The following is a 23,099-nucleotide window of genomic DNA, read 5'->3' as shown; positions in this document are numbered from 1 at the left end:
ACATTCTCAACTTCACTTGACTTCTCAGCTCAAGCCCAGCTATTCTCGCCCCTCATGAGCAAATGGCCTTTCATTCTCCTCACCTGTGTGGCCCTGGCTGCGCAGGCTGCCCCGGCGAATCCGCCGGATGACGAGATGACGCGCCTGCTGGCCGACAAGGGCCTGCTCACCCAGCTCGACCAGATGCGCAGCTCCGTCGCGGACCGCACGTCGGAACTGGTCATGACGGCCATGGGGTTCCTGGGCGTACCCTACCGCCGGGGCGGCAACAACGAACAATCGGGTTTCGACTGCAGCGGCTTCGTGCGCTCCATGTACGAGCGCACCGTGGGTCTCATCCTGCCGCGCAAGGCCGAGCAGCAGGCCGCCGCGACCCAGCAGATCGACAAGAAGGACCTGCAGCCCGGTGACCTGGTGTTCTTCAACACCATGCGCCGCGCCTTCAGCCACGTGGGCATCTACGTGGGCGACGGCAAGTTCATCCACTCCCCCAAGCCCGGCGCGGAAGTGCGGGTCGAAAGCATGAACGGCTCCTACTGGCAGCGCCGCTTCGACGGCGCCCGCCGCGTGCTGGGCTTCGGCACCGACGATTCCGCGACCAGCCGGCCCACCCCCTGACGGGCGACCCCCAGGTCACTGCAACGGGCGGTCCGGTCCGCTTCTGACGACAAGGACAAAGGGCGGCCCAGGCCGCCCTTTTCGCTTTTGCGAACGCGCGCTCAGCGCCGCGGGGGCGGTAGGTCGGTGCAGCTGCCGTGGGCCGCTTCCGCCGCCAGGCCGATGCTCTCGCCCAACGTGGGGTGCGGGTGGATGGTCTTGCCGATGTCCACCTCGTCCGCGCCCATCTCGATGGCCAGGGCCACCTCGCCGATCATGTCGCCGGCATGGGTGCCCACGATGCCGCCACCCAGGATGCGATGCGACTCGGCGTCGAACAGCAGCTTGGTGAAGCCCTCGTCGCGCCCGTTGGCGATTGCGCGGCCGGACGCCGTCCAGGGGAACAGGCCCTTCTTGACCGCGATGCCCTGGGCCTTGGCCTGGTCCTCGGTCAGGCCCACCCAGGCCACCTCGGGGTCGGTGTAGGCCACGCTGGGGATGACGCGGGCCTCGAAGGCCACCTTCTGGCCGGCCGCCGCCTCGGCCGCGACGTGGCCCTCGTGCACCGCCTTGTGCGCCAGCATGGGCTGGCCCACGAGGTCGCCGATGGCGAAGATGTGCGGCACGTTGGTGCGCATCTGCAGGTCCACCGGGATGAAGCCGCGGTCGGACACCGTCACGCCGGCTTTCTCGGCGCCTATCTTCCTGCCGTTGGGCGAGCGGCCCACCGCCTGCAGCACCAGGTCGTACAGCTGCGGCTCCTTGGGCGCCTGCTCGCCCTCGAAGCGCACCAGGATGCCGTCGGCCGTGGCCTCGGCGCCCACGGTCTTCGTCTTGAGCATGATGTTGTCGAAGCGCGGCGCATTCATCTTCTGCCACACCTTGACCAGGTCACGGTCGGCGCCCTGCATCAGGCCGTCCAGCATCTCCACCACGTCCAGGCGCGCGCCCAGGGTGGAGTACACCGTGCCCATTTCCAGGCCGATGATGCCGCCGCCCAGGATCAGCATGCGCTTGGGCACCTTGGCCAGTTCCAGCGCGCCCGTGGAGTCGACCACCCGCGGGTCCTTGGGCATGAAGGGCAGGTGCACCGCCTGCGAACCGGCGGCGATGATGCACTGGCGGAAGCTGATGACCTGCTTCTTGCCGGTGAAGGCCTGGCCGGCGCCCTCGGTCTCCTGCACTTCGACGTGGTGGTCGTCGGTGAACTGGCCCAGGCCGCGCACCACGGTCACCTTGCGCATCTTGGCCATGGCCGAAAGGCCGCCGGTGAGCTTGCCCACCACCTTGGACTTGTGCGCGCGCAGCTTGTCCAGGTCGATCGTCGGCTTGCCGAAGCTCACGCCCAGGGACTCGAAGTGGCTCACCTCGTCCATCACGGCCGCCACGTGCAGCAGCGCCTTGGAGGGGATGCAGCCCACGTTGAGGCACACGCCGCCCAGCGTGGCGTAGCGCTCGACCAGGATCACCTTCATGCCCAGGTCGGCCGCCCGGAAGGCGGCGGAGTAGCCACCGGGGCCGGCGCCCAGCACCAGCATGTCGCAATCGAAGTCGCCCGTGGGCGCGGCGGCCGAGGGCGCCACGGCCGGGGACGGCGTGGCGGGGGCCTTCGCGGCGGGCGCGGGCGCAGGCGCGGCAGCCACGGGCGCGGCCGCCGCCGGGGCCGGGGCGCCCGCCGCGTCCGAGGTCTCCACCACGGCCAGCACGGTGCCCTGGTTCACCTTGTCGCCCAGCTTGACCCGCAGTTCGCGCAGCACGCCCGCATGCGACGAAGGGATCTCCATGGAGGCCTTGTCGCTCTCCACCGTGACGAGCGACTGCTCAACCTTCACCGTGTCGCCAGGCTGGACCAGCAACTCGATCACCGCGACATCCTTGAAGTCGCCGATGTCGGGGACCTTGACCTCGACCTGGCTCATGCGCTTCTCCTCCAATGTGTTTTTCGCGCGGGCGCTCAGCCGGCCTCGCGCAGTTTCAATGTGAATATGTCAGCCGGGGCCGCGGAGTTGCGGTCGAACTCGCAACCCGCCATCACCCCGGCCTCGGCCACCTCGCGGGCGGTCTTGGCCTTGGCGTAGGCCGCGTGCATCGCGCCCAGCGCGAAGCTGCGGCCCGAGCCTATGCCCCAGAACTCCTTGAACTCGAACACCTCGCGGTAGCTGTAGAGCCCGTAGATGCCGGTGGGGTTGGCGATGACCACGCTGAACTGGCTGGACTCGTACGGATCGCTGTCCTCTTCCTTGGTTTGCAGGAAGAAGTTGTCCTTGAGGTAGGGGTGCAGCTTGGTGAAGGTGTCGAACACCTCGTCCTTGCTGCCGAGCTTCAGGATCTCGCGCGGCATCGAGCCGATGGCCTTGCGCAGCACCGGGAAGTGCGCCACGGTACCCGCCATGCCCAGGTAGCTGGGCCCGATCTCGGTGTCGACCTTGAAGATCTTGGTGTTGTCCTCGTACCGGTTGGCCAGGCGCGTGTCGCCGAAGGTCACCAGCGTGTCGGCCGCGATCGCGATCTGGCCGGCTTTTCTCACCACTACGACGGTCGTCATGTTCTTGTAGGCTGTGTTGTGGGGCCGCGCTGGAACGCGGCGCGTTCATCACAGCATCGTGCGGCGGAAGTCCGACAATATAGCGCCCAGATAACTGTTGAACCGTGCTGCGGATGCACCATCGATCACGCGGTGGTCCCAGCTCAGCGACAGCGGCAGCATCAGGCGGGGCTGGAACTGCTTGCCGTCCCACACCGGCTCCATCTGGCTCTTGCACACGCCCAGGATCGCCACCTCGGGGGCGTTGATGATGGGCGTGAAGTAGCGCCCGCCGATCCCGCCCAGCGAGGAGATCGTGAAGGTCGCACCCTGCATGTCGGCCGGGCCCAGCTTGCCGTCCCTGGCCTTCTTCGCCAGCTCCGACATCTCCTGGCTGATCGCCAGGATGCCCTTCTGGTCGGCGTTCTTGATGACGGGCACCACCAGGCCGTTGGGCGTGTCGGCGGCGAAGCCGATGTTCCAGTAGTTCTTGTAGACCAGCTGCTCGCCATCGAGCGAGCTGTTGAAGTCCGGGAATTTCTTCAGCGCCGCCACGCAGGCCTTGATGAGGAAGGCCAGCATGGTGACCTTCACGCCCGACTTCTCGTTTTCCTTGTTCAGCTGGACGCGGAAGGCCTCGAGCTCGGTGATGTCGGCGTCGTCATGGTTGGTGACGTGCGGGATCATCACCCAGTTGCGGTGCAGGTTGGCGGCGCTGATCTTCTTGATGCGGCCGACGTCCTTGCGCTCCACCGGGCCGAACTTGGCGAAGTCGACCTTGGGCCAGGGCAGCAGGCCCAGCGCTTCCCCGCCGGTGCCGCCGGAGGCCGGCGCCCGGGCGGCTGCGGCACGCGTGGTCGCCTCGCCGGCCATGACGGCCTTGGTGAACGCATGCACGTCCTGCTCGGTGATGCGGCCCTTGGGCCCGGTGCCCTTCACCTCGTCCAGGGGCACGCCCAGCTCGCGCGCGAACTTGCGCACCGAGGGCGAGGCATGCGGCAGCGTCCCGCTGGGCGTGGCCGGCTCGTGCGGCGGCAGCGCCGCGGTCGGCGGCGTGCGCGTGGCGGCGGGCACCGATGCGGCGGCCGCAGGCGCCGGCGCAGCGGGGGCAGCCGGCGCGGGCACCGGGGCTTGCACCGCAGGCGCAGGCGCGGCCGCGCCTGCGGCGCCTTCCAGGATCGCCACCAGGTCGCCCTGGTTGACCTTGTCGCCCAGCTTCAGGCGGATCTCCCGCACCACGCCCGCGGCGCTGGAGGGGATCTCCATCGAGGCCTTGTCGGACTCCACGGTGATAAGCGACTGCTCGGCCTTGACCGTGTCGCCCGGCTTGACCAGGATCTCGATCACGGCGACGTCCTTGAAGTCGCCGATGTCCGGCACGCGCACCTCGACCGGGCCCGCGGCCGCGGCGGGCGCTGCCGCAGGGGCCTGCGTGGCCGCAGGCGCGGGTGCCGCCGCCTGGGCGGGCGCCGGCGCCGGCGCCGGGGCGGCTGCAGCCGTGTCGGACTCCAGCAGCAGCAGCAGCGTGCCCTCGTTGACCTTGTCGCCCAGCTGGACCTTCATCTCCTTCACCACGCCGCCCGCGGAGGACGGGATCTCCATCGAGGCCTTGTCGGACTCCACGGTGACCAGCGACTGCTCCGGCTTGACGGTGTCGCCCGGCTTGACCAGCAGCTCGATGACCGCCACGTCCTTGAAGTCCCCGATGTCGGGAACCTTCACTTCGATCGTTGCCATGTTCTTGTTCTCCGGTCCGGCCTCAGGCGTACAGCGGGTTGACCTTGTCGGTCTTGATGCCGTACTTCTTGATGGCCTCGGCGACCTTGGCCACGGGCACGCTGCCCTCCTCGCTCAGCGCCTTCAGGGCCGCGACCACGATGTAGTGGCGGTTGATCTCGAAGTGCTCGCGCAGCTTGCTGCGGAAATCGCTGCGGCCGAAGCCGTCCGTGCCCAGCACCTTGTAGGTCCGGCCCTTGGGGATGAAGGGGCGGATCTGCTCGGCGAAGGCCTTGATGTAGTCGGTGGATGCCACCACCGGGCCCACGTTCTTCTCCAGCTGCTGGGCGACGAAGGGCACGCGCGCCGGCTCGGTCGGGTGCAGCAGGTTCCAGCGCTCGGCGTCCTGGCCGTCGCGGGCCAGCTCGTTGAAGCTGGGGCAGCTCCAGACGTCGGCCGCCACGCCCCACTCCTTCTCCAGCAGTTCCTGGGCGGCGATGGACTCGCGCAGGATGGAGCCGGAACCCAGCAGCTGCACGCGCGGCGTCAGCTTGGCGCCGGGCTTGCACATGTACATGCCCTTGACGATCTGCTCCTCGGTGCCGGGGATCAGGCCGGGCATGGGGTAGTTCTCGTTCAGCAGGGTCAGGTAGTAGAAGACGTTGTCCTGCTTCTCCACCATGCGCTTGAGGCCGTTGTGCATGATCACGCCGACCTCGTGCGCGAAGCTGGGGTCGTAGCTCAGGCAGTTCGGGATGGTGGACGCCAGCACCTGGCTGTGGCCGTCCTCGTGCTGCAGGCCCTCGCCGTTCAGCGTGGTGCGGCCGGAGGTGCCGCCCAGCAGGAAGCCCCGCGCCTGCATGTCGCCAGCCGCCCAGGCCAGGTCGCCCACGCGCTGCAGGCCGAACATCGAGTAGTAGATGTAGAACGGGATCATGATGCGGTTGTTCGTCGAGTACGACGTCGCCGCGGCGATCCAGCTGGCCATGCCGCCAGCCTCGTTGATGCCCTCCTGCAGGATCTGGCCGGCCACGTCCTCCTTGTAGTAGGAGACCTGGTCGCGGTCCTGCGGGGTGTACTTCTGGCCTTCCGGGTTGTAGATGCCGATCTGGCGGAACAGGCCTTCCATGCCGAAGGTGCGGGCCTCGTCCACCAGGATGGGCACCGCGCGCGGGCCCAGCTCTTTGTCGCGCAGCAGCGTGGTCAGCACGCGCACGTAGGCCTGCGTGGTGCTGATCTCGCGGCCTTCCGCCGTCGGCTCCAGCACCGCCTTGAAGGTCTCCAGCGGCGGCACGTGCAGCTGCTCGTCGGCCTTGGTGCGGCGCTTGGGCAGGTAGCCGCCCAGGGCCTTGCGGCGCTCGTGCAGGTAGCGCATTTCCGGCGTGTGCTCTTCCGGCTTGTAGAAGGGGATCTCGGCCAGCTTCTCGTCCGGGATCGGGATGTTGAAGCGGTCGCGGAAGGCCTTGATGTCCTCGTCGGTCAGCTTCTTGGCCTGGTGGGCGATGTTCTTCGCCTCGCCGGCCTTGCCCATGCCGAAGCCCTTCACGGTCTTGATCAGCAGCACCGTGGGCTGGCCCTTGTGGTTGACCGCGCGGTGGTAGGCCGCGTAGACCTTCTGTGGGTCGTGGCCGCCGCGGTTGAGGCGCCAGATGTCCTCGTCGCTCATCTTGGACACCATCTCCAGCGCCTTGGGATGCTGGCCGAAGAAGTGCTTGCGGACGAAGGCACCGTCGTTCGCCTTCATGGCCTGGTAGTCGCCGTCCAGGGTGTCCATCATGATCTTGCGCAGGATGCCTTCCTTGTCGCGCGCGAGCAGCGGGTCCCAGTAGCTGCCCCAGATCAGCTTGATCACGTTCCAGCCGGCGCCGCGGAACTCGCCCTCCAGCTCCTGGATGATCTTGCCGTTGCCGCGCACCGGGCCGTCCAGGCGCTGCAGGTTGCAGTTGACGACGAAGACGAGGTTGTCCAGCTTCTCGCGCGCGGCCATGCCGATCGCGCCCAGGCTCTCCACCTCGTCCATCTCGCCGTCACCGCAGAAGACCCAGACCTTGCGGTTCTCGGTGTTGGCGATGCCGCGGGCGTGCAGGTACTTCAGGAAGCGCGCCTGGTAGATCGCCATCAGCGGGCCCAGGCCCATGGACACGGTGGGGAACTGCCAGAAGCCCGGCATCAGCTTGGGGTGCGGGTAGCTGGACAGGCCCTTGCCGTCCACCTCCTGGCGGAAGCTGAGCATCTGCTCGTCGCTCAGCCGGCCTTCCAGGTAGGCCCGGGCGTAGATGCCGGGCGAGCTGTGCCCCTGGATGTAGAGGCAGTCGCCGCCGTGGTTCTCGCTCTCGCCGTGCCAGAAGTGGTTGAAGCCGGCACCGAACATGGTCGCCAGCGAAGCGAAGGAGCTGATGTGGCCGCCCAGGTCACCGCCGTCCTCGGGGTGCAGGCGGTTGGCCTTGACCACCATGGCCATGGCGTTCCAGCGCATGTAGGCGCGAAGGCGTTCCTCGATCTCGAGGTTGCCGGGGCAGCGTTCCTCGTCGTCGGGCTCGATGGTGTTGACGTAGCCGGTGGTGGCCGAGAAGGGCATGTCGATGCCCTCCTGGCGCGCCTGCTCCAGCAGCTGCTCGAGCAGGAAGTGGCCGCGTTCCCGACCCTCTGCTGCGATCACCGCCGACAGCGCGTCGATCCACTCGCGGGTTTCCTGGGAATCCGCATCGTTGGCGGAGGAACCGAACAGGTTCTCGGGTTGGGCTGACATGCCTTGTCTCCTCGCGCCGCGCGGCGCTTTTTAGGGGGCTGGACGGAATTTAGTCCCGGTGGCCGGGATTGGCGCGGAGTGTCGCACAGATTTCCTCATATTTCAAATGGTGCGCAGCCATTTCACAATGTGATTTTCAGAGACGGAAGGGAAGGAAGGGAAAGCCGCATCGCCAAGGCGCCGCGTCGCCACGGCGGCCAGGAAGCCCGGGCGCGCGGCCCTACACTTCGCCAGTGATGCAAGACTCGATTCCCGCCGCCGAGGCCGCCGAGCCGGCACCCGCCACCCCGGGGTGGTGGCGGCGCTGGTGGCGCCGGCAGACGCCCGGCCGCCAGGACCGCTTCGCCATGCTCGCCCCGCTGGCGGCCGTGGTGCTTTTCCTTGCGGCCATCATGTCGGCCTTCTGGTACCTGCGCCTGGAGGAAACCGAGCGCGAACAGGAGGCGGTGCAGCGCGACGTCGAGTACGCGCAGCAGCGCGTTCGCCTGCGCCTGCTGGAGCGGCAGGAACAGCTGATGCGCATCGCCCGCGACATCGCCAACAAGGAAATCGACCCGGAGGACTTCATGGCCCGGGCCGAGGCCATGGTCAACCAGTACCCGGAGATGCAGTCCATCTCCTGGATCGACGAGCGCCGCAAGGTCAAGGCCAGCTACGCGGCGCCCAGCGTGACGCCTAACCAGCTCTTCGTCGCCGGCGAAGTGCTGCGCCCGGGCGAAACCGAAAACATCTACTCGCTCGCCCGCGACCTGCTGCAGCCCGTGTACTCGCAGCCCCTGCCGGGCAGCGATGGCAACGGCCTGCTGCAGCTGCACGTGCCCTTCTCCGACCAGAACCGGTTCGGCGGCGTGATCGTGGGCGAGTACTCCATCGACGGGCTGCTGCGCTACGCGGTGCCGGCCGACGTGGCCGCCAAGTACGCCGTGGCCCTGCTGGACGGCCGGGGCCGGCTGATCGCCGGCAACAGCGTGCCGGCACGGGCGCCGGCCATCAAGCTGCTGCCCTGGGCCGCGCGCCCGGTGGAATCCGAGGTGCCGGTGTCCCCGGTGGGCAACGGCCTGGTGCTGCGCGCCCAGGCCTACCGCACCTCGCTGGGCGTGATCGGCAGCGGCCTGTTCTGGCTGGTGGGTGCGCTGTCGGCCATGACGGCCTGGATGCTGATCGCCAACTGGCGCCACACCCGCCGCCGCATGCAGGCGCAGCAGGCCCTGGTTTCCGAGACCAACTTCCGCCGGGCGATGGAGAACTCGGTGCTCACCGGCATGCGCGCGCTGGACATGCAGGGCCGCATCACCTACGTCAACGCCGCTTTCTGCCAGATGACCGGCTGGACCGAGGCCGAGCTGGTGGGCCGCGCACCGCCCTACCCCTACTGGCCGGAGGCCGACCGTGAGGTGCTGACGCAGCGCCTGGACGACGAGCTCAATGGCCGCGCCCTGCCGGGCGGCATCCAGATGCGGGTCAAGCGCAAGGACGGCAGCCTGTTCGACGCCCGCCTCTACGTGTCGCCCCTGATCGACGCGAAGGGCCACCAGACCGGCTGGATGACCTCCATGACGGACATCACCGAGCCGAACCGCATCCGCGAGCAGCTGTCGGCCTCCTACGAGCGCTTCACCACCGTGCTGGAGGCCCTGGACGCCTCCGTGTCGGTGGCGCCGCTGGGCAGCGAGGAGCTGCTGTTCGCCAACAAGCTGTACCGCCAGTGGTTCGGCGTGCACACCCAGGGCCACCTGCAGATGGTGGCGCAGGCCGGGGTGCCCGAGCAGCCGCGCAACGACGAATCGCTGGACGCGGTGGACTCCTTCGCCGGCCTGCCCACGGGCACGCTGACCAGCGCGCGCTCGGAGAACGCCGAGATCTTCGTGCCCGAACTGGGCAAGTGGCTGGAGGTGCGCTCGCGCTACCTGAACTGGGTCGACGGCCGGCTCGCGCAGATGGTGATCGCCACGGACATCACACCGCGCCGCCATGCCGAGGAACAGGCCGCGGCGCAGGCCGAGCGCGCCCAGAGCAGCAGTCGCCTGATCACGATGGGCGAGATGGCCTCCAGCGTCGCGCACGAGCTGAACCAGCCGCTCACCGCCATCACCAACTACTGCAACGGCCTGGTCTCGCGCATCCACGGCGGCAACATCCAGCAGGCCGACCTGCTGGCCGCGCTGGAGAAGACCTCGCGCCAGGCCCAGCGCGCCGGGCAGATCATCCAGCGCATCCGCAGCTTCGTGAAGCGCAGCGAGCCGAACCGCACGCTGTCGGACGTGACGCAGATGGTGAACGAGGCCGTGGAGCTGGCGGAGATCGAGCTGCGCCGGCGCAACGTGCGGCTCTCGCACTACGTGGCGGCCCGCCTGCCGCGCCTGCTGGTGGACCCCATCCTCATCGAGCAGGTGCTGGTCAACCTGATGAAGAACGCGGCCGAATCCATCGAGGCCGCGCACCGCCCGGCCGCCGCCCGCAGCGTGGAGCTGCGCGTCATCCCGCGGCAGGAAGGCGAGCAGCCCGTGGTCGAATTCAGCGTGCTCGATTCCGGACGCGGCCTCGCGCCCGAAGTGATGGACAGGCTCTACGAAGCCTTCTTCTCCACCAAGGCCGAAGGCATGGGCATCGGCCTCAACCTGTGCCGCAGCATCGTGGAATCGCACCAGGGCCGGATGAAGGCAGAGAACATCTACAATGGGACGGATGTGACGGGCTGCCGGTTCTCCTTCTGGATCCCGGTGTCCAACTCCACGAACAACATCGCTGGCCACAACGCCGGAGTGACGGTATGAGTTTGATTCCGAAGAAGGGGACCGTGTACGTCGTCGACGACGACGAAGCGGTGCGCGATTCGCTGCAGTGGCTGCTCGAAGGCAAGGACTACCGCGTCCGCTGCTTCGACTCGGCCGAATCCTTTCTTTCCCGCTACGACCCGCGCGAAGTCGCCTGCCTGATCGTCGACATCCGCATGGGCGGCATGACCGGCCTGGAGCTGCAGGACCGCCTGATCGAGCGCAAGTCGCCCCTGCCCATCGTCTTCATCACCGGCCACGGCGACGTGCCCATGGCCGTGAACACCATGAAGAAGGGCGCGATGGACTTCATCCAGAAGCCCTTCAAGGAAGACGAACTGGTGAGCCTGGTCGAGCGCATGCTCGAGCACGCCAAGGACGCCTTCGCCGAATACCAGAGCCAGGCCAGCCGCGACGCGCTGCTGTCCAAGCTGACCTCGCGCGAAGCCCAGGTGCTGGAGCGCATCGTCGCCGGCCGCCTGAACAAGCAGATCGCCGACGACCTGGGCATCAGCATCAAGACGGTGGAGGCGCACCGCGCCAACATCATGGAGAAGCTGAACGCCAACACGGTCGCCGACCTGCTCAAGATCGCGCTGGGCCAGACACCGGCCAAGGCCACCTCCTGATGCACGCGGCCCCGGGCCGCGTTTTTCATCCATGACTGCACAACTCATCGACGGCAACGCGCTGGCCCGCACCATCCGCGGCGAGGTCGCCGGCCGCACCGAAGCGCTCAAGGCGCGCGGCGTCCAGCCCCAGCTGGCCATCCTGCTCGTGGGCGAAGACCCGGCGAGCCAGGTCTACGTGAAGCACAAGGTCGCGGACAGCGAGCAGACCGGGCTCAAGGCCACGCTGGAGCGGCACCCCGCCACCCTGTCCGAGGCCGATCTGCTGGCCCGCATCCGCGCGCTCAACGCCGACCCGTCGGTGCACGGCATCCTGGTGCAGCTGCCGCTGCCCAGGCACCTGGACGCGCACAAGGTCATCGAGACCATCTCCCCCGCCAAGGACGTGGACGGCTTCCACGTCGCCAGCGCGGGCGCGCTCATGGTGGGCCAGCCGGGCTTCTGGCCCTGCACGCCCTACGGCTGCCTGAAGATGCTGGACAGCATCGGCTACGACCTGCGCGGCAAGGAAGCCGTGGTCATCGGCCGCAGCAACATCGTGGGCAAGCCCATGGCCATGATGCTGCTGGGCCGCAATGCCACGGTCACCGTCTGCCACAGCGCCACCGCCGACCTGAAGTCGCACACCCTGCGCGCCGACGTGGTGGTCGCGGCCGTGGGCAAGCGCAACGTGCTGACGGCCGACATGGTCAAGCCGGGCGCCGTCGTGATCGACGTGGGCATGAACCGCGACGAGGCCGGCAAGCTCTGCGGCGACGTGGACTTCGAGCGCGTGCGCGAAGTCGCCGGCTGGATCACCCCGGTGCCGGGCGGCGTGGGCCCCATGACCCGCGCGATGCTGCTCGTCAACACGCTGGAAGCCGCCGAGCGCGCGGCCGGCTGAGCCCGAACCCCCAGCCTGGGGGGTGGTGATACGCACGGGGGCCGCTTGCAAGCCCGCGACCTGCCCCAAAATGGCGGCATGAGCAGCAGCAACCCCCTTCTCGACTTCCAAGACCTCCCCCTGTTCGACCAGGTGCGGCCCGAACACGTGGCGCCCGCCCTGGACCAGCTGCTGGCGCAGGCCGAGGCGGCGCTGGAAACGGTGACCGCGCCGTCCTTCCCGGCCGAGTGGCTGGCGATTGCCCGCACGCTGGACGTCGCGACCGAGCGCCTGGGCCGCGCCTGGGGCACGGTGAGCCACCTCAACGCGGTGGCCGACACGCCCGAGCTGCGCGCGGCCTACAACGCCGCCCTGCCCCGCGTCACCGAGTTCTGGACCCGCCTGGGCTCCGACGAGCGGCTCTACGCGAAGTACAAGGCCATGGACCCGGCGGCCCTGACGGCGGAGCAGCAGCAGGCGCTGAAGAACGCGGTCCGCAATTTCGTGCTGGGCGGGGCCGAGCTCACCGGCGACGCCAAGGCCCGCTACGCCGAGATCCAGGAGCGCCAGGCCGAACTGAGCCAGAAGTTCAGCGAGAACGCCCTGGACGCCACCGACGCCTTCGCCTACTACGCCAGCGAGGGCGAACTGGCCGGGGTGCCGCAGGACGTGGTGGAGGCGGCGCGCGCGGCCGCGCAGGCCGAGGGCAAGGAAGGCTACAAGCTGACGCTGAAGATGCCCAGCTACCTGCCGGTCATGCAGTTCGGCCACGACCGGGCGTTGCGCGAGCGGCTCTACCGGGCCTACGTCACCCGCGCCAGCGACCAGGGTGACCCGCGTTTCGACAACACCGCGCTCATCCGGGACATCCTCGCCCTGCGCGAGGAAGAGGCGAAGCTGCTGGGCTTTCGCAACTTCGGCGAGGTGTCGGTGGTGCCCAAGATGGCCGATTCGCCGCAGCAGGTGATCGACTTCCTGCGCGACCTCGCCGGCCGCGCGCGGCCCTACGCCGAGCGGGACCTGGAGGAGATGCGCGAGTTCGCGGCCCGCCGGCTGGACCTGCGCGAGCCGCAGTCCTGGGACTGGCCCTACATCGGCGAGCGGCTGAAGGAAGAGAAGTACGCCTTCAGCGAGCAGGAGGTCAAGGCCTACTTCACCGCGCCCAAGGTGATGGCCGGCCTGTTCAAGATCGTCGAGACCCTGTTCGAGGTCACCCTGCGCAAGGACAGCGCCCCGGTCTGGAACCCGGGCGTGGAGTTCTACCGCATCGAGCGCAACGGCCAGCTGGTGGGCCAGTTCTACCTGGACCCGGCGGCCCGCAAGGGCAAGCGCGGCGGCGCCTGGATGGACGACGTGCGGGCGCGCTGGCTGCGGCCCGACACCGGCACGCTGCAGACGCCGGTGGCGCACCTGGTGTGCAACTTCGCCGAGGGCGTGGACGGCAAGCCGGCCCTGCTCACGCACGACGACGTGATCACTCTGTTCCACGAGACCGGCCACGGCCTGCACCACATGCTCACGCAGGTGAACGAGCGCGATGTCTCCGGCATCAGCGGCGTGGAATGGGACGCGGTCGAACTGCCCAGCCAGTTCATGGAGAACTTCTGCTGGGAATGGGACGTGCTGCGCCACATGACCGCCCACGTGGACACCGGCGAGCCGCTGCCGCGCGCCCTCTACGACAAGATGATGCAGGCGCGCAACTTCCAGAGCGGGCTGCAGACCCTGCGCCAGATCGAGTTCGCGCTCTTCGACATGCTGCTGCACACCGAGCACGACCCCGCGCAGGACTTCATGCCCCTGCTGGCCAAGGTGCGCGACGAGGTCTCGGTGCTGCGCCCGCCCGCCTTCAGCCGCACGGCGCACACCTTCAGCCACATCTTCGCCGGCGGCTACGCGGCCGGCTATTACAGCTACAAGTGGGCCGAGGTGCTGAGCGCCGACGCTTATGCGGCCTTCGAGGAGACCGCGGGTGAAGACGGATTGCCCAGCGTGGAAACCGGGCGAAAATACCGCCAGGCCATCCTGGAAGCCGGCGGCAGCCGGCCCGCGATCGAGTCGTTCAAGGCCTTCCGGGGCCGCGAGCCGACGCTGGACGCGCTCTTGCGCCACCAGGGCATGGCCTGAAGGACCGCCCCAAGGACACCTGACGATGCAAACCCGACACGCGCGCACCCTGGCCCGCAGCGCCGGCCTGGTGGCCGCCCTGCTGGGCAGCCTGCTGGCCGCGCCGGCGCAGGCCCAGACCGTCTACCGCATCGTCGGGCCCGACGGGCGCGTCACCTTTTCCGACCAGCCGCCCAGCCAGCCCAATGCGAAGGCCGCACCGGCCGCGGTGGCGCCCTACGCGCCCGGGGGCGGCGGCAACAGCGCGGCGGCCCTGCCTTTCGAACTGCGCCAGGTGGCCGCGCGCTACCCGGTGACGCTGTACACGGGGCCCAACTGCCCGCCCTGCCAGGCGGGCCGCGCGCTGCTCTCCCGCCGCGGCGTGCCGTTTGCCGAGCGGACCGTGACCACGAACGAGGACATCGAAGCGCTCAAGCGGCTGGGCGGCGAAGCCACCCTGCCCCTGCTGACCGTGGGCGCGCAGGTGGTGCGGGGCTGGTCCGAGCCGGACTGGAGCCAGTTCATCGACGCCGCCGGCTACCCCAAGACCTCGCAGCTCCCCGCCGGCTGGCTGCCGGGCCCGGCCCGGCCCCTGGTCGAGGCCCAGGCCCGTCCGGCGCCGCGCGGCGAAACCGCCCCGGCGCCCGCTGCGGCCACGGGCCCGGCCACCTCTCCGGCGTCCGAAGAGGCCAACCCGGCCGGCATCACCTTCTGATTCAGTAGCTGAGGGTGCGCACGCCGCTGGCGGTGCCCAGCAGGCATACCGCGGCCTTCTGGTGCGCGAACACCCCGACGGTGACAACCCCGGGCCACTGGTTGACCTCGCTCTCGAAACCCAGCGGGTCGGCGATCGCCAGCCCGGCCACGTCCAGGATGTGCTGGCCGTTGTCGGTCACCAGGGGCTGGCCGTCCTTCTGGCGCAGGGTCGCCGTACCGCCCAGGGCCGCGAACTGGCGGGCGATGCGCCGCGCCGCCATCGGGATCACCTCCACCGGCACCGGGAAGCGGCCCAGCTGCTGGACCAGCTTGCTCTCGTCGGCGATGCAGACGAAGCGGCGCGATTGCGCGGCCACGATCTTCTCGCGCGTGAGCGCCGCGCCGCCGCCCTTGATCATGTAGCCCTGGCCGTCGATTTCGTCGGCGCCGTCGATGTAGACCGCCAGCTCGTCCACCTCGGTGGCCTCGAAGACGCGGATGCCCAGGGATTCCAGCAGCCGGGTCGAGGCGACCGAGCTGGAGACGGCGCCGGGGATGCGGTCCTTCATCGTCGCCAGGGCGGCGATGAACTTGTTCACCGTGGAGCCGGTGCCCACGCCGACGATCTCGCCGGGCACCACGTATTGGAGGGCGGCCTGGCCGACCAGTGTTTTCAGTTCATCTTGGGTCACTGCGACAATCCCGGGGTTTGCTTGTTTGCCTGCGCGGAATTATCCATGGCCCTCCTGCCCTACTCACTCGCCCGTCCCATCCTCTTCGGCATGGACCCCGAGGCCGCCCACGACCTCACCATGGGCTGGCTGGCCCGGGCCCAGGGCACGCCGCTGGCCTGGGCCTGGTGCAACCCCCTGGTCGACGACCCGGTGACGATAGCGGGGCTGCGCTTTCCCAACCGCGTGGGCCTGGCCGCCGGCCTGGACAAGAACGCGCGCTGCATCGACGGCCTGGGCGGCATGGGCTTCGGCTTCGTCGAGGTGGGCACCGTCACGCCCCAGCCGCAGCCGGGCAACCCCAAGCCCCGCATGTTCCGCATCCCCGAGAAGGAGGCGCTGATCAACCGCCTGGGCTTCAACAACGACGGCCTGCAGGCTTTCATCGCCAACGTGCAGCGCGCCACCTTCCGCCGCCAGGGCCGCATCCTGGGCCTGAACATCGGCAAGAACGCCAGCACCCCCATCGAGGAGGCCACGCGCGACTACCTGCTCGGGCTGGAGGGCGTGTACCCGCATGCCGACTACGTCACGGTCAACATCTCCAGCCCCAACACCAGCAACCTGCGCAGCCTGCAGTCCGACGCCGCGCTGGACGGCCTGCTGTCGGCCATCGCCCAGCGCCGTGAACAGCTGGCCGCCGCGCAGGGCCGCCGCGTGCCCGTGTTCCTGAAGATCGCGCCCGACCTCGACGAGACGCAGGTGGAGGCCATCGCCGCGGCCCTGCGCCGGCACGGCATGGACGGCGTCATCGCCACCAACACCACCATCGCCCGCGACGCGGTGCAGGGCCTGGCCCACGCCCAGGAGACCGGCGGCCTGAGCGGTGCGCCCGTGCTGCAGGCCAGCAACCGCGTGATCGCCCAGCTGCGCGCCGCGCTGGGTCCGGGCTTCCCCATCATCGGCGTGGGCGGCATCCTGAGCGGCGCGGACGCGGTGTCCAAGCTGCGCGCCGGCGCCGACCTGGTGCAGGTCTACACCGGCCTGATCTACAAGGGCCCGGCGCTGGTGGACGAGGTGGCGCGGGCGCTCAAGGCCGCGCGAGCAGGCTGAGCACCTCGCCGCCGATCGCCAGCGCACTGGTGAGCCCCGGCGATTCGATGCCGAACAGGTTCACCAGGCCGGGAACCCCGTGCAGCGCCGGCCCGTCGATGCGGAAGTCGGGCGCCTTGCCGTCGGGGCCGTGGAGCTTGGGCCGCACACCGCTGTAGGCCGGCTGCAGGGCCCCGTCCGGCAGGCCCGGCCAGTAGCGGCGCACCTCGGCATAGAAGCCGTCGGCGCGGCGCGGGTCCACGGCATAGTCGATCTGCTCGGGCGTGGCGATGTCCAGCCACTCCTGGTCGGGGCCGAAACGGGCCTGGCCGCCCAGGTCCAGGGTGAGGTGCACCCCCAGCCAGGCATCGGCCGGGGCCGGGTAGATCAGGCGCGAGAACGGCGCCCGCCCGGCCAGGCTGTAGTAGTTGCCCTTGGAAAAGTAGGCCGTGGGCACATGGCGCGGGTCCAGGCCCTCGAAACGCGCCGCCAGCCCGGGCGCATGCAGCGAGGCACTGTTCACCAGCCAGCGGCAGGCCAGCTCGCTGCCGTCCGCGAAGCGCACCACGTGCCCCGCCGCCTGCGCCAGCCGGGCGGAGGCGACCGGCGAGCCCAGGGCCACCAGGCCCCCGGCGCGTTCCAGGTCGCCCTGCAGCGCCAGCATGAAGGCGTGGCTGTCCACGATGCCGGTGGCCGGGGACTCCAGCGCCGCCACGCAGGCCAGCGCCGGCTCGAGGCGCATGGCCTCGTCGCCGCCCAGCCAGCGCAGGTCCACGCCGTTGGCGGCGGCCCGCGCCTGCATGCCGCGAAGGGCCTCCAGCTCCGGTTCGCGGGTGGCCACGATCAACTTGCCGCAGCGGCGATGCGGCACGCCGTGGCTGTCGCAGAAGTCGTACAGCAGCTCGCGGCCGCGCACGCACAGGCGCGCCTTCAGGCTGCCCGGCGCGTAGTAGATGCCGGCATGGATCACCTCGCTGTTGCGTGAGCTCACGCTCTGCCCGATGGCCGGCAGCGCCTCGGCGACGATGACCTCGGCGCCGGCCTGCGCCAGCGCGCGCCCCACCGCCAGCCCGACCACGCCGCCGCCGGCGACGATTGCATCGACCCGGTCCATCAGAGCGTGCGCGGGTCGGTGGCCAGCAGCATGTCGACCAGCGAGAGCAGGTGGGCCTGCAGGCGTGCCGCCTCGGGCTTCATCGCCAGGGTCTGCTCGTCCATGTAGAGCTTGCGGTTGATCTCGAGCTGCAGGCTGTGGCGCTGCCGGGACGGGTCACCGTGGCGCCGCACCAGCTCCACGCCCTTGTAGGGGTGGTTGTAGGAGACGCTGTAGCCCAGTTGCTCCAGGTGGCTGCACACCCGCGTGGACAGGGCCGGGCTGGCGGTGCTGCCGTCGCGGTCGCCGACCACGAAGTCGGCATGGACCAGCCCCGGGAAATCGGTGGAGAACGGCCCGCTCACCGCGGGCATGGAGTGGCAGTCCATGTGGATGCTGTAGCCGTGCCGCGCCTGCGCGGCGTCTATGGCCTCGGCCACGGCCGCGTGGAAGGGCTGCCAGCAGTGGGCGATGCGCTGCTGCACCTCGGCCACGCTCAGCTTGCGGTCGTAGATGGGCACGCCTTCGTCGGTGCAGCGCCACACCACGCCCTTGCCCAGCCGCACCTTGCCCAGCCGCGCCGGGTCGGTCTCCAGCGGGCCGGGCCAGGGGCCGTCCAGCAGGCCCACGTCGAGCTCGGTGACGTCGCGGTTCACATCCAGGTAGCTGCGCGGAAACAGGGCCTCGATCCAGGCCACGCCCAGCGCGGGGGCGAAGTCGTAGAGCTTCTCGACGTGGGTGTCTTCGGCCAGCCGCAGGGCCTGCAGGTCGCAGGCCGGCTGGAAGTCGGGCGGGTAGTCCACGCCGCTGTGGGGGGAATCCAGCACCAGCGGGGTCCGCCCCGGCTGGTAGCGCACGAATGCTTCCATGCGCCCATTGTGGCGCACCGCAGGGGCCGGTGCGCGCTGCCTCAGTCCCGGCGGCTGTGCCGGAAGATGGCCAGGCCCCAGAGCGCGGACACCCCGACCAGGATGTAGACCACGCGCGAGAGCATGCTGCCGTCGCCGAACAGCCGGGCCACCAGGTCGAAGTCGAACAGGCCGACCAGGCCCCAGTTGAGACCGCCGACGATGAGCAGGATCTGCGCGATCCAGTCGAGGGCGTTGAAGCCGTGCGTGGCACGGCGGTTGGGCAGGGTGTCTTCCATCGGAGAACTCCTTGAAGTTGCAAAACGGCGCACCTTAGGCGCGGTGCGGCGCGCGCCGGCAAGGAGGCATCCGCCAGCCGGTGTGGGCGGTTCCGCACACCTGTAGGCCGGCGTCGGGCTCGCGGATGGGACAGGGCAGGTTTCGTCGCTCTGCGACACAATCCGCCGACCCCACACGCAAGAAGGCCTGCATGGAAGCCCGCTACACCGTCGAAGACCATATCCGCCTGCGCCGCGTCGGCGCGATCGCGCCCTCCCCCGATGGCCGCTGGCTGGCCGTTGCCGTACAGCGCCTGTCTCAGGACGGGAACGAGTACGTGTCGGACCTCTGGAAGCTGCCCACGGACGGCGGCCCCGCCGTCCAGCTGACGCGCGGCGACAGCCGCGACACGGCACCCTGCTTCCGCAATGACGGCGCCCTGGGCTTCCTGTCCAACCGGGCACCCAACGAGCGCAAGCCCGACGAAGGCGCGGCCGAGCGCATGCAGGTCTGGCTGCTGCCGGCCCAGGGCGGCGAAGCGGTGCAGCTGACCGACGAGCCACTGGGCGTGGAGGCCTTCCGCTTCGCGGCCGGCGCGGACCGCATGGCCTGGTTCGCGCCCGTGCTGCCCGGCGTGCCGCAGGAGCAACAGCGCGAGACGGCGGCGGCGCAGAAGAAGGGGTCCAGCGCGCGGCGCTTCCTGCGCCAGCCGGTGCGCCACTGGGACCACTGGCTGCACCAGGACAGCCATCGCGCCAGCACCCACCTGTTCGCCGCGCGCGCCGATGCCACCGGCCGCACCGACCTCACCCCCGAGGCCGGCCCGGAATTCGCCATCGAGCCGGAACTGGACCTGGCGCGCGACGGCCGCCACCTGCTGGCCACCTGGGCCACGCCGGGCCAGGACCGCGAGCAAGACCAGCACCTGGTGCTGTTCGACCTGGAGCGGGGTACCCGCACCCAGTTTCCGCAGGCGGCCTGCACCAGCACTGGCACCGCGCTCTTCTCGCCCGACGGCCAGCGCATCGCCGCGGTACGCAGCACGCGCTCGGCGGCACGCGCCTACCGGCCCACGCTGTACGTGTTCGACCTGCAGGGCCAGGGCCAGCCGGTCGCGGCATCCTGGGACCGCTGGCCCCACCCGGTGGCCTGGACCACGGCGGGCGACGCGCTGTGGGTCACCGCCGATGACGAAGGCAGCGTGCCGGTGTTCCAAATTGACCTCGCTTCCGGCGCCGTCCAGCCCCTCACGCCGGCGGGCGAAGGCAGCCACGCCGAGGTTCACGCCCTGCCGCAGGGCGGCTTCGCCTGCGTGCACTCCAGCCTGCTGGACGCGCCCGAATGCCACCTGCACAGCGGTCGCCCCGGCGAGGCGCTGCGGCCGCTGGCACGCCTGTCGGGCTTCACGCCGGCCCATGCCTGGGCGCAGACCGAGAGCGTCAGCGTCCCCTCGACGGACGGCCAGGCGATCCAGGGCTGGATCACCCGGCCGCGCGGCGACGGCCCCCACCCGGTGCTGCTGTGGATCCACGGCGGCCCCATCGGGATGAGCGGCGACGGCTGGCACTGGCGCTGGAACGCGCTGCTGGCGGTGGCCCAGGGCTACGCGGTGGTGCAGCCCAACCCGCGCGGCTCCACCGGCTTCGGCCAGGAGTTCGTGCAGGGCATCTGGGGCAATGTCTGGGGCGAGCAGTGCTTCCGCGACCTGATGGCCTTCACGGACGCGCTGGAGAAGCGCCCCGACGTCGCGCCGGGCCGCATCATGGCCATGGGCGGCAGCTTCGGCGGCTACATGACCAACTGGATCGGCACGCAGACCCAGCGCTTCCGCTGCCTGGTGACGCACGCCAGCATCGTCACGATGGCGAACTTCACAGGCACCACTGACCACCCGGCCTGGTGGTACCTGGAGATGGGGGGCGAGGACCCCTACGCCGAGCCTGACCGATACGACCGCAACGCCCCCATCCGCCACATCCGGCACTGGAAGACACCCACGCTGATCCTGCACGGCGAGAAGGACTACCGCTGCCCCATCGGCGAGGGCCTGATCCTCTTCGAAGCCCTGCAGTACCACGGCGTCGAGAGCGAGCTGGTGGTCTTTCCGGACGAGAACCACTGGATCCTCAAGCCGCGCAACGTGGTGGCCTGGTACGAGGCCGCGCTGGGCTTCATCGCCCGGCACATGGGCTGAGGCCGCGCCGCTACGTAGTCTCCGCCGCGGCGGCGCCGGGCCGCGCGGGGACAATGCGGTCATGAGAATCCTCGAGGTCCGCGAAAAGACCTGCCCCATCGCCTCGCCCATCCGCAACGCCTACATCGACTTCAGCAAGATGACGCTGAGCCTGGTGGCGGTGGTGACGGACGTGGTGCGCAACGGCCGCCGCGTGGTCGGCTACGGCTTCAACTCCAACGGCCGCTACGGCCAGGGCGCGCTGATGCGCGAGCGGTTCATTCCGCGCATCCTGGAGGCGGCACCGGCTTCACTGCTGGACGACAGCGGCGCCAACCTGGACGCCCACAAGGTCTGGGCGACGATGTTCCGCAACGAGAAGCCCGGCGGCCACGGCGAGCGTTCGGTCGCCATCGGCACCATCGACATGGCCCTCTGGGACGCGGTCGCCAAGATCGAGGACAAGCCCCTGTTCCAGCTGCTGGCCGAGCGCTACGGCCAGGGCACGCCCGACCGCCGGGTCTTCGTCTATGCGGCCGGCGGCTACTACTACCCCGGCAAGGACGACCGCCAGCTCAAGGACGAGCTGCGCAGCTACCTGGACCGCGGCTACAGCGTGGTGAAGATGAAGATCGGTGGCGCCTCGCTGGACGAGGACAGGCGCCGCATCGAATCGGCGCTGTCGATCCTGGGCCCCGGCCAGCGCCTCGCCGTGGACGCCAACGGGCGCTTCGACCTGGACACCGCGATCGCCTATGCCAAGGCCCTGCGCGCCTACGACCTCTTCTGGTACGAGGAGGCAGGCGACCCGCTGGATTTCGAACTGCAGGCCACGCTGCGGAACTACTACGACAAGCCCATGGCCACGGGCGAGAACCTGTTCTCCATGCAGGACGCGCGCAACCTGATCCGCCATGGCGGCCTGCGCCCCGACCGCGACTGGCTGCAGTTCGACTGCGCGCTGTCGTACGGGCTGGTCGAGTACCTGCGCACGCTGGACATGCTGCGCCAGCACGGCTGGTCGGCCAGCCGCTGCATCCCGCACGGCGGCCACCAGATGTCGCTGGCCATTGCCGCCGGCCTGGGCCTGGGCGGCAACGAGAGCTACCCCGACCTGTTCCAGCCCTTCGGCGGCTTCCCCGACGGCGTGCGGGTGCGCGACGGCCACGTGGAACTGCCCGAGCTGCCGGGCATCGGCTTCGAGGGCAAGTCGGACCTGATCCGCGAGATGCGGGCGCTGACCGAGTGAGGCACGGCGGCCGGCGCGCCGCCCGTCCCCACCTATTTCTTGCCCAGCCCCATGCGGGCCGCGCCCTCGGTGTAGAGCTTGACCTTGGCGGCCATGAAGGCGTCCATCTCCTCGCTGCCCACGTTCACCAGCTCGAAGCCGTTCCTGGCCGCCAGCTCCTTCATCTCCGGGTCGTTGTTCAGCGCGCGCCACAGGTCGGACAGCTTCTTGCGCTGCTCCGGCGGCGTGGACCTGGGCACGCCGATGCCGCGCCAGGCGCCGTCCACCCAGTCCACGCCCAGCTCCCGGAAGGTGGGCACGTCCGGCATCAGCGGATGGCGCTTCTCCATCGCCACGGCCAGCGGGCGCACGCGCTCCCTGTTGTTGATCGCGAAGGGCGTGTAGGTCATGGCACCGTCGACCTGGCCGCCCATGACGGAGGTGGCCATGTCGCCGGTGCCCTTGAAGGGCACGTAGATGGTCTTGATGCCGAAGGCGGCGTCCAGGCGCTCGTGCGCCGCGTGGTTGGCCGAGTACTGGCCCGAGCCGCCCAGGCTGATCCTGCCGGGGCTGGCCTTGGCGGCCTTCACGAAGTCCTGGAAATTGCGGATCGGGCTGCTCACGGGCACCACCAGGATGTCGGGCGTGAAGTGGAACCAGTAGACCGGCACCACGTCCTGCGTCTTGTACTGCACGTCGCCCTGAATCGGCTGGAACACGATGTGCGGCAGGTTGATGCCCACCACGTTCAGCCCGTCGCCGGGCAGCTGGTTCATCTGCGTCCACATGAGCGCGCCGCCGGCGCCGCCCTTGTACTGCATCACCGTCTGCACATTGCACTTCTTGCGCAGCACCAGCTCCTGGTGGCGCGCGGACAGGTCGGACTCGCCGCCGGGCGGGAAGGCCTGCCAGTACATGATGCTTTTGTCCGGGCAGGGCACGGTCTGGGCCCAAGCGCCGGGGGCGGCCCCCGCCAGGGCGGCGGCGGCCAGAAGGGAGGCGCCGGCGGCGCGCTCATGTGGACGCAGATGAACCAGCTGCCCGGCGACGGGCTGAACGTGG

General features: G+C 69.7%; 18 protein-coding genes. 9 read left to right on the top strand and 9 right to left on the bottom strand.

Translation table 11 applies throughout. The features are described 5' to 3' along the window. Positions 1-54 precede the first annotated feature (54 nt). On the top strand, positions 55-618 hold the full coding sequence (locus IM725_RS06535) for a C40 family peptidase (protein WP_193779767.1): 564 nt from the start codon (positions 55-57) through the stop codon (positions 616-618). Between the two features lie 101 nt (positions 619-719). On the opposite strand, the gene lpdA is transcribed toward IM725_RS06535, so the two are convergent. From lpdA to aceE, 4 genes are read right to left on the bottom strand one after another with little or no spacing between them, the layout of a single operon-like run. Next, positions 720-2,516, bottom strand: coding sequence for a dihydrolipoyl dehydrogenase (gene lpdA / locus IM725_RS06530; RefSeq protein ID WP_193779766.1), 1,797 nt, complete (start codon positions 2,514-2,516; stop codon positions 720-722). 35 nt (positions 2,517-2,551) lie between these two features. Next, positions 2,552-3,142 carry an Ntn hydrolase family protein gene (locus IM725_RS06525; protein ID WP_193779765.1) on the bottom strand — a complete coding sequence of 197 codons (591 nt, stop codon included), beginning with the start codon at positions 3,140-3,142 and terminating at the stop codon, positions 2,552-2,554. 48 nt (positions 3,143-3,190) lie between these two features. Further along, complete coding sequence (gene aceF / locus IM725_RS06520) at positions 3,191-4,858, bottom strand: dihydrolipoyllysine-residue acetyltransferase (protein ID WP_193779764.1); 1,668 nt, start codon at positions 4,856-4,858, stop codon at positions 3,191-3,193. A gap of 22 nt (positions 4,859-4,880) precedes the next feature. Continuing rightward, positions 4,881-7,586, bottom strand: coding sequence for a pyruvate dehydrogenase (acetyl-transferring), homodimeric type (aceE, locus tag IM725_RS06515; protein ID WP_193779763.1), 2,706 nt, complete (start codon positions 7,584-7,586; stop codon positions 4,881-4,883). A gap of 236 nt (positions 7,587-7,822) precedes the next feature. On the opposite strand from aceE, the gene IM725_RS06510 reads away from it, so the two are divergent. From IM725_RS06510 to IM725_RS06490, 5 genes are all read left to right on the top strand, one after another. Continuing rightward, positions 7,823-10,360, top strand: coding sequence for a PAS domain S-box protein (locus IM725_RS06510; RefSeq protein ID WP_193779762.1), 2,538 nt, complete (start codon positions 7,823-7,825; stop codon positions 10,358-10,360). Then, positions 10,357-10,989 (top strand): response regulator transcription factor, encoded by a 633-nt coding sequence (locus IM725_RS06505; protein ID WP_193779761.1) that lies wholly within the window; start codon positions 10,357-10,359, stop codon positions 10,987-10,989. The genes IM725_RS06510 and IM725_RS06505 overlap by 4 nt, the downstream gene beginning before the upstream one ends. A gap of 31 nt (positions 10,990-11,020) precedes the next feature. Then, positions 11,021-11,872 carry a bifunctional methylenetetrahydrofolate dehydrogenase/methenyltetrahydrofolate cyclohydrolase FolD gene (gene folD / locus IM725_RS06500; RefSeq protein WP_193779760.1) on the top strand — a complete coding sequence of 284 codons (852 nt, stop codon included), beginning with the start codon at positions 11,021-11,023 and terminating at the stop codon, positions 11,870-11,872. 78 nt (positions 11,873-11,950) lie between these two features. Beyond that, complete coding sequence (locus tag IM725_RS06495; protein ID WP_193779759.1) at positions 11,951-13,978, top strand: M3 family metallopeptidase; 2,028 nt, start codon at positions 11,951-11,953, stop codon at positions 13,976-13,978. A gap of 25 nt (positions 13,979-14,003) precedes the next feature. After that, on the top strand, positions 14,004-14,672 hold the full coding sequence (locus IM725_RS06490) for a glutaredoxin family protein (protein ID WP_193779758.1): 669 nt from the start codon (positions 14,004-14,006) through the stop codon (positions 14,670-14,672). A gap of 1 nt (position 14,673) precedes the next feature. Here the strand turns inward: IM725_RS06490 and rpiA are convergent, their stop codons facing one another. Then, complete coding sequence (gene rpiA / locus IM725_RS06485; RefSeq protein WP_193779757.1) at positions 14,674-15,345, bottom strand: ribose-5-phosphate isomerase RpiA; 672 nt, start codon at positions 15,343-15,345, stop codon at positions 14,674-14,676. A gap of 45 nt (positions 15,346-15,390) precedes the next feature. On the opposite strand from rpiA, the gene IM725_RS06480 reads away from it, so the two are divergent. Next, positions 15,391-16,437, top strand: a complete 1,047-nt coding sequence (locus IM725_RS06480) for a quinone-dependent dihydroorotate dehydrogenase (protein WP_193779756.1) — start codon at positions 15,391-15,393, stop codon at positions 16,435-16,437. Here the strand turns inward: IM725_RS06480 and IM725_RS06475 are convergent. The 3 genes from IM725_RS06475 to IM725_RS06465 are packed head-to-tail and all read right to left on the bottom strand — an operon-like array spanning position 16,415 to position 18,656. Further along, positions 16,415-17,533 carry an NAD(P)/FAD-dependent oxidoreductase gene (locus IM725_RS06475; protein ID WP_193779800.1) on the bottom strand — a complete coding sequence of 373 codons (1,119 nt, stop codon included), beginning with the start codon at positions 17,531-17,533 and terminating at the stop codon, positions 16,415-16,417. The genes IM725_RS06480 and IM725_RS06475 overlap by 23 nt on opposite strands. Beyond that, positions 17,530-18,378, bottom strand: coding sequence for an N-formylglutamate amidohydrolase (locus IM725_RS06470; protein WP_193779755.1), 849 nt, complete (start codon positions 18,376-18,378; stop codon positions 17,530-17,532). The genes IM725_RS06475 and IM725_RS06470 overlap by 4 nt, the downstream gene beginning before the upstream one ends. Before the next feature lie 41 nt (positions 18,379-18,419). Further along, positions 18,420-18,656, bottom strand: coding sequence for a DUF378 domain-containing protein (locus IM725_RS06465; RefSeq protein WP_193779754.1), 237 nt, complete (start codon positions 18,654-18,656; stop codon positions 18,420-18,422). A 191-nt stretch (positions 18,657-18,847) separates the two neighbouring features. On the opposite strand from IM725_RS06465, the gene IM725_RS06460 reads away from it, so the two are divergent. After that, on the top strand, positions 18,848-20,830 hold the full coding sequence (locus tag IM725_RS06460; protein WP_193779753.1) for a S9 family peptidase: 1,983 nt from the start codon (positions 18,848-18,850) through the stop codon (positions 20,828-20,830). Positions 20,831-20,891: 61 nt separating this feature from the next. Continuing rightward, entirely contained in the window at positions 20,892-22,058 is a 1,167-nt protein-coding gene (locus IM725_RS06455; RefSeq protein WP_193779752.1) for a mandelate racemase/muconate lactonizing enzyme family protein, read from the top strand. A 32-nt stretch (positions 22,059-22,090) separates the two neighbouring features. Here IM725_RS06455 and IM725_RS06450 read toward each other — a convergent pair whose 3' ends face one another. Continuing rightward, entirely contained in the window at positions 22,091-23,014 is a 924-nt protein-coding gene (locus IM725_RS06450; protein ID WP_227753633.1) for a tripartite tricarboxylate transporter substrate binding protein, read from the bottom strand. Positions 23,015-23,099: the final 85 nt, after the last annotated feature.

It is taken from the genome of Ramlibacter aquaticus (genome assembly GCF_015159745.1).
Lineage (GTDB): Bacteria > Pseudomonadota > Gammaproteobacteria > Burkholderiales > Burkholderiaceae_C > Ramlibacter > Ramlibacter aquaticus.
The sequence above is the reverse complement of the archived record's forward strand: the minus strand, read 5'-3'. Positions and strand labels throughout refer to the sequence as shown.

Coding starts and splice junctions, on each gene's coding strand:
- IM725_RS06535 (WP_193779767.1), top strand. CDS start 55: ATGAGCAAATGGCCTTTCATTCTCCTCACCTGTGTGGCCCTGGCTGCG.
- lpdA (WP_193779766.1), bottom strand. CDS start 2,516: ATGAGCCAGGTCGAGGTCAAGGTCCCCGACATCGGCGACTTCAAGGAT.
- IM725_RS06525 (WP_193779765.1), bottom strand. CDS start 3,142: ATGACGACCGTCGTAGTGGTGAGAAAAGCCGGCCAGATCGCGATCGCG.
- aceF (WP_193779764.1), bottom strand. CDS start 4,858: ATGGCAACGATCGAAGTGAAGGTTCCCGACATCGGGGACTTCAAGGAC.
- aceE (WP_193779763.1), bottom strand. CDS start 7,586: ATGTCAGCCCAACCCGAGAACCTGTTCGGTTCCTCCGCCAACGATGCG.
- IM725_RS06510 (WP_193779762.1), top strand. CDS start 7,823: ATGCAAGACTCGATTCCCGCCGCCGAGGCCGCCGAGCCGGCACCCGCC.
- IM725_RS06505 (WP_193779761.1), top strand. CDS start 10,357: ATGAGTTTGATTCCGAAGAAGGGGACCGTGTACGTCGTCGACGACGAC.
- folD (WP_193779760.1), top strand. CDS start 11,021: ATGACTGCACAACTCATCGACGGCAACGCGCTGGCCCGCACCATCCGC.
- IM725_RS06495 (WP_193779759.1), top strand. CDS start 11,951: ATGAGCAGCAGCAACCCCCTTCTCGACTTCCAAGACCTCCCCCTGTTC.
- IM725_RS06490 (WP_193779758.1), top strand. CDS start 14,004: ATGCAAACCCGACACGCGCGCACCCTGGCCCGCAGCGCCGGCCTGGTG.
- IM725_RS06480 (WP_193779756.1), top strand. CDS start 15,391: ATGGCCCTCCTGCCCTACTCACTCGCCCGTCCCATCCTCTTCGGCATG.
- IM725_RS06470 (WP_193779755.1), bottom strand. CDS start 18,378: ATGGAAGCATTCGTGCGCTACCAGCCGGGGCGGACCCCGCTGGTGCTG.
- IM725_RS06465 (WP_193779754.1), bottom strand. CDS start 18,656: ATGGAAGACACCCTGCCCAACCGCCGTGCCACGCACGGCTTCAACGCC.
- IM725_RS06460 (WP_193779753.1), top strand. CDS start 18,848: ATGGAAGCCCGCTACACCGTCGAAGACCATATCCGCCTGCGCCGCGTC.
- IM725_RS06455 (WP_193779752.1), top strand. CDS start 20,892: ATGAGAATCCTCGAGGTCCGCGAAAAGACCTGCCCCATCGCCTCGCCC.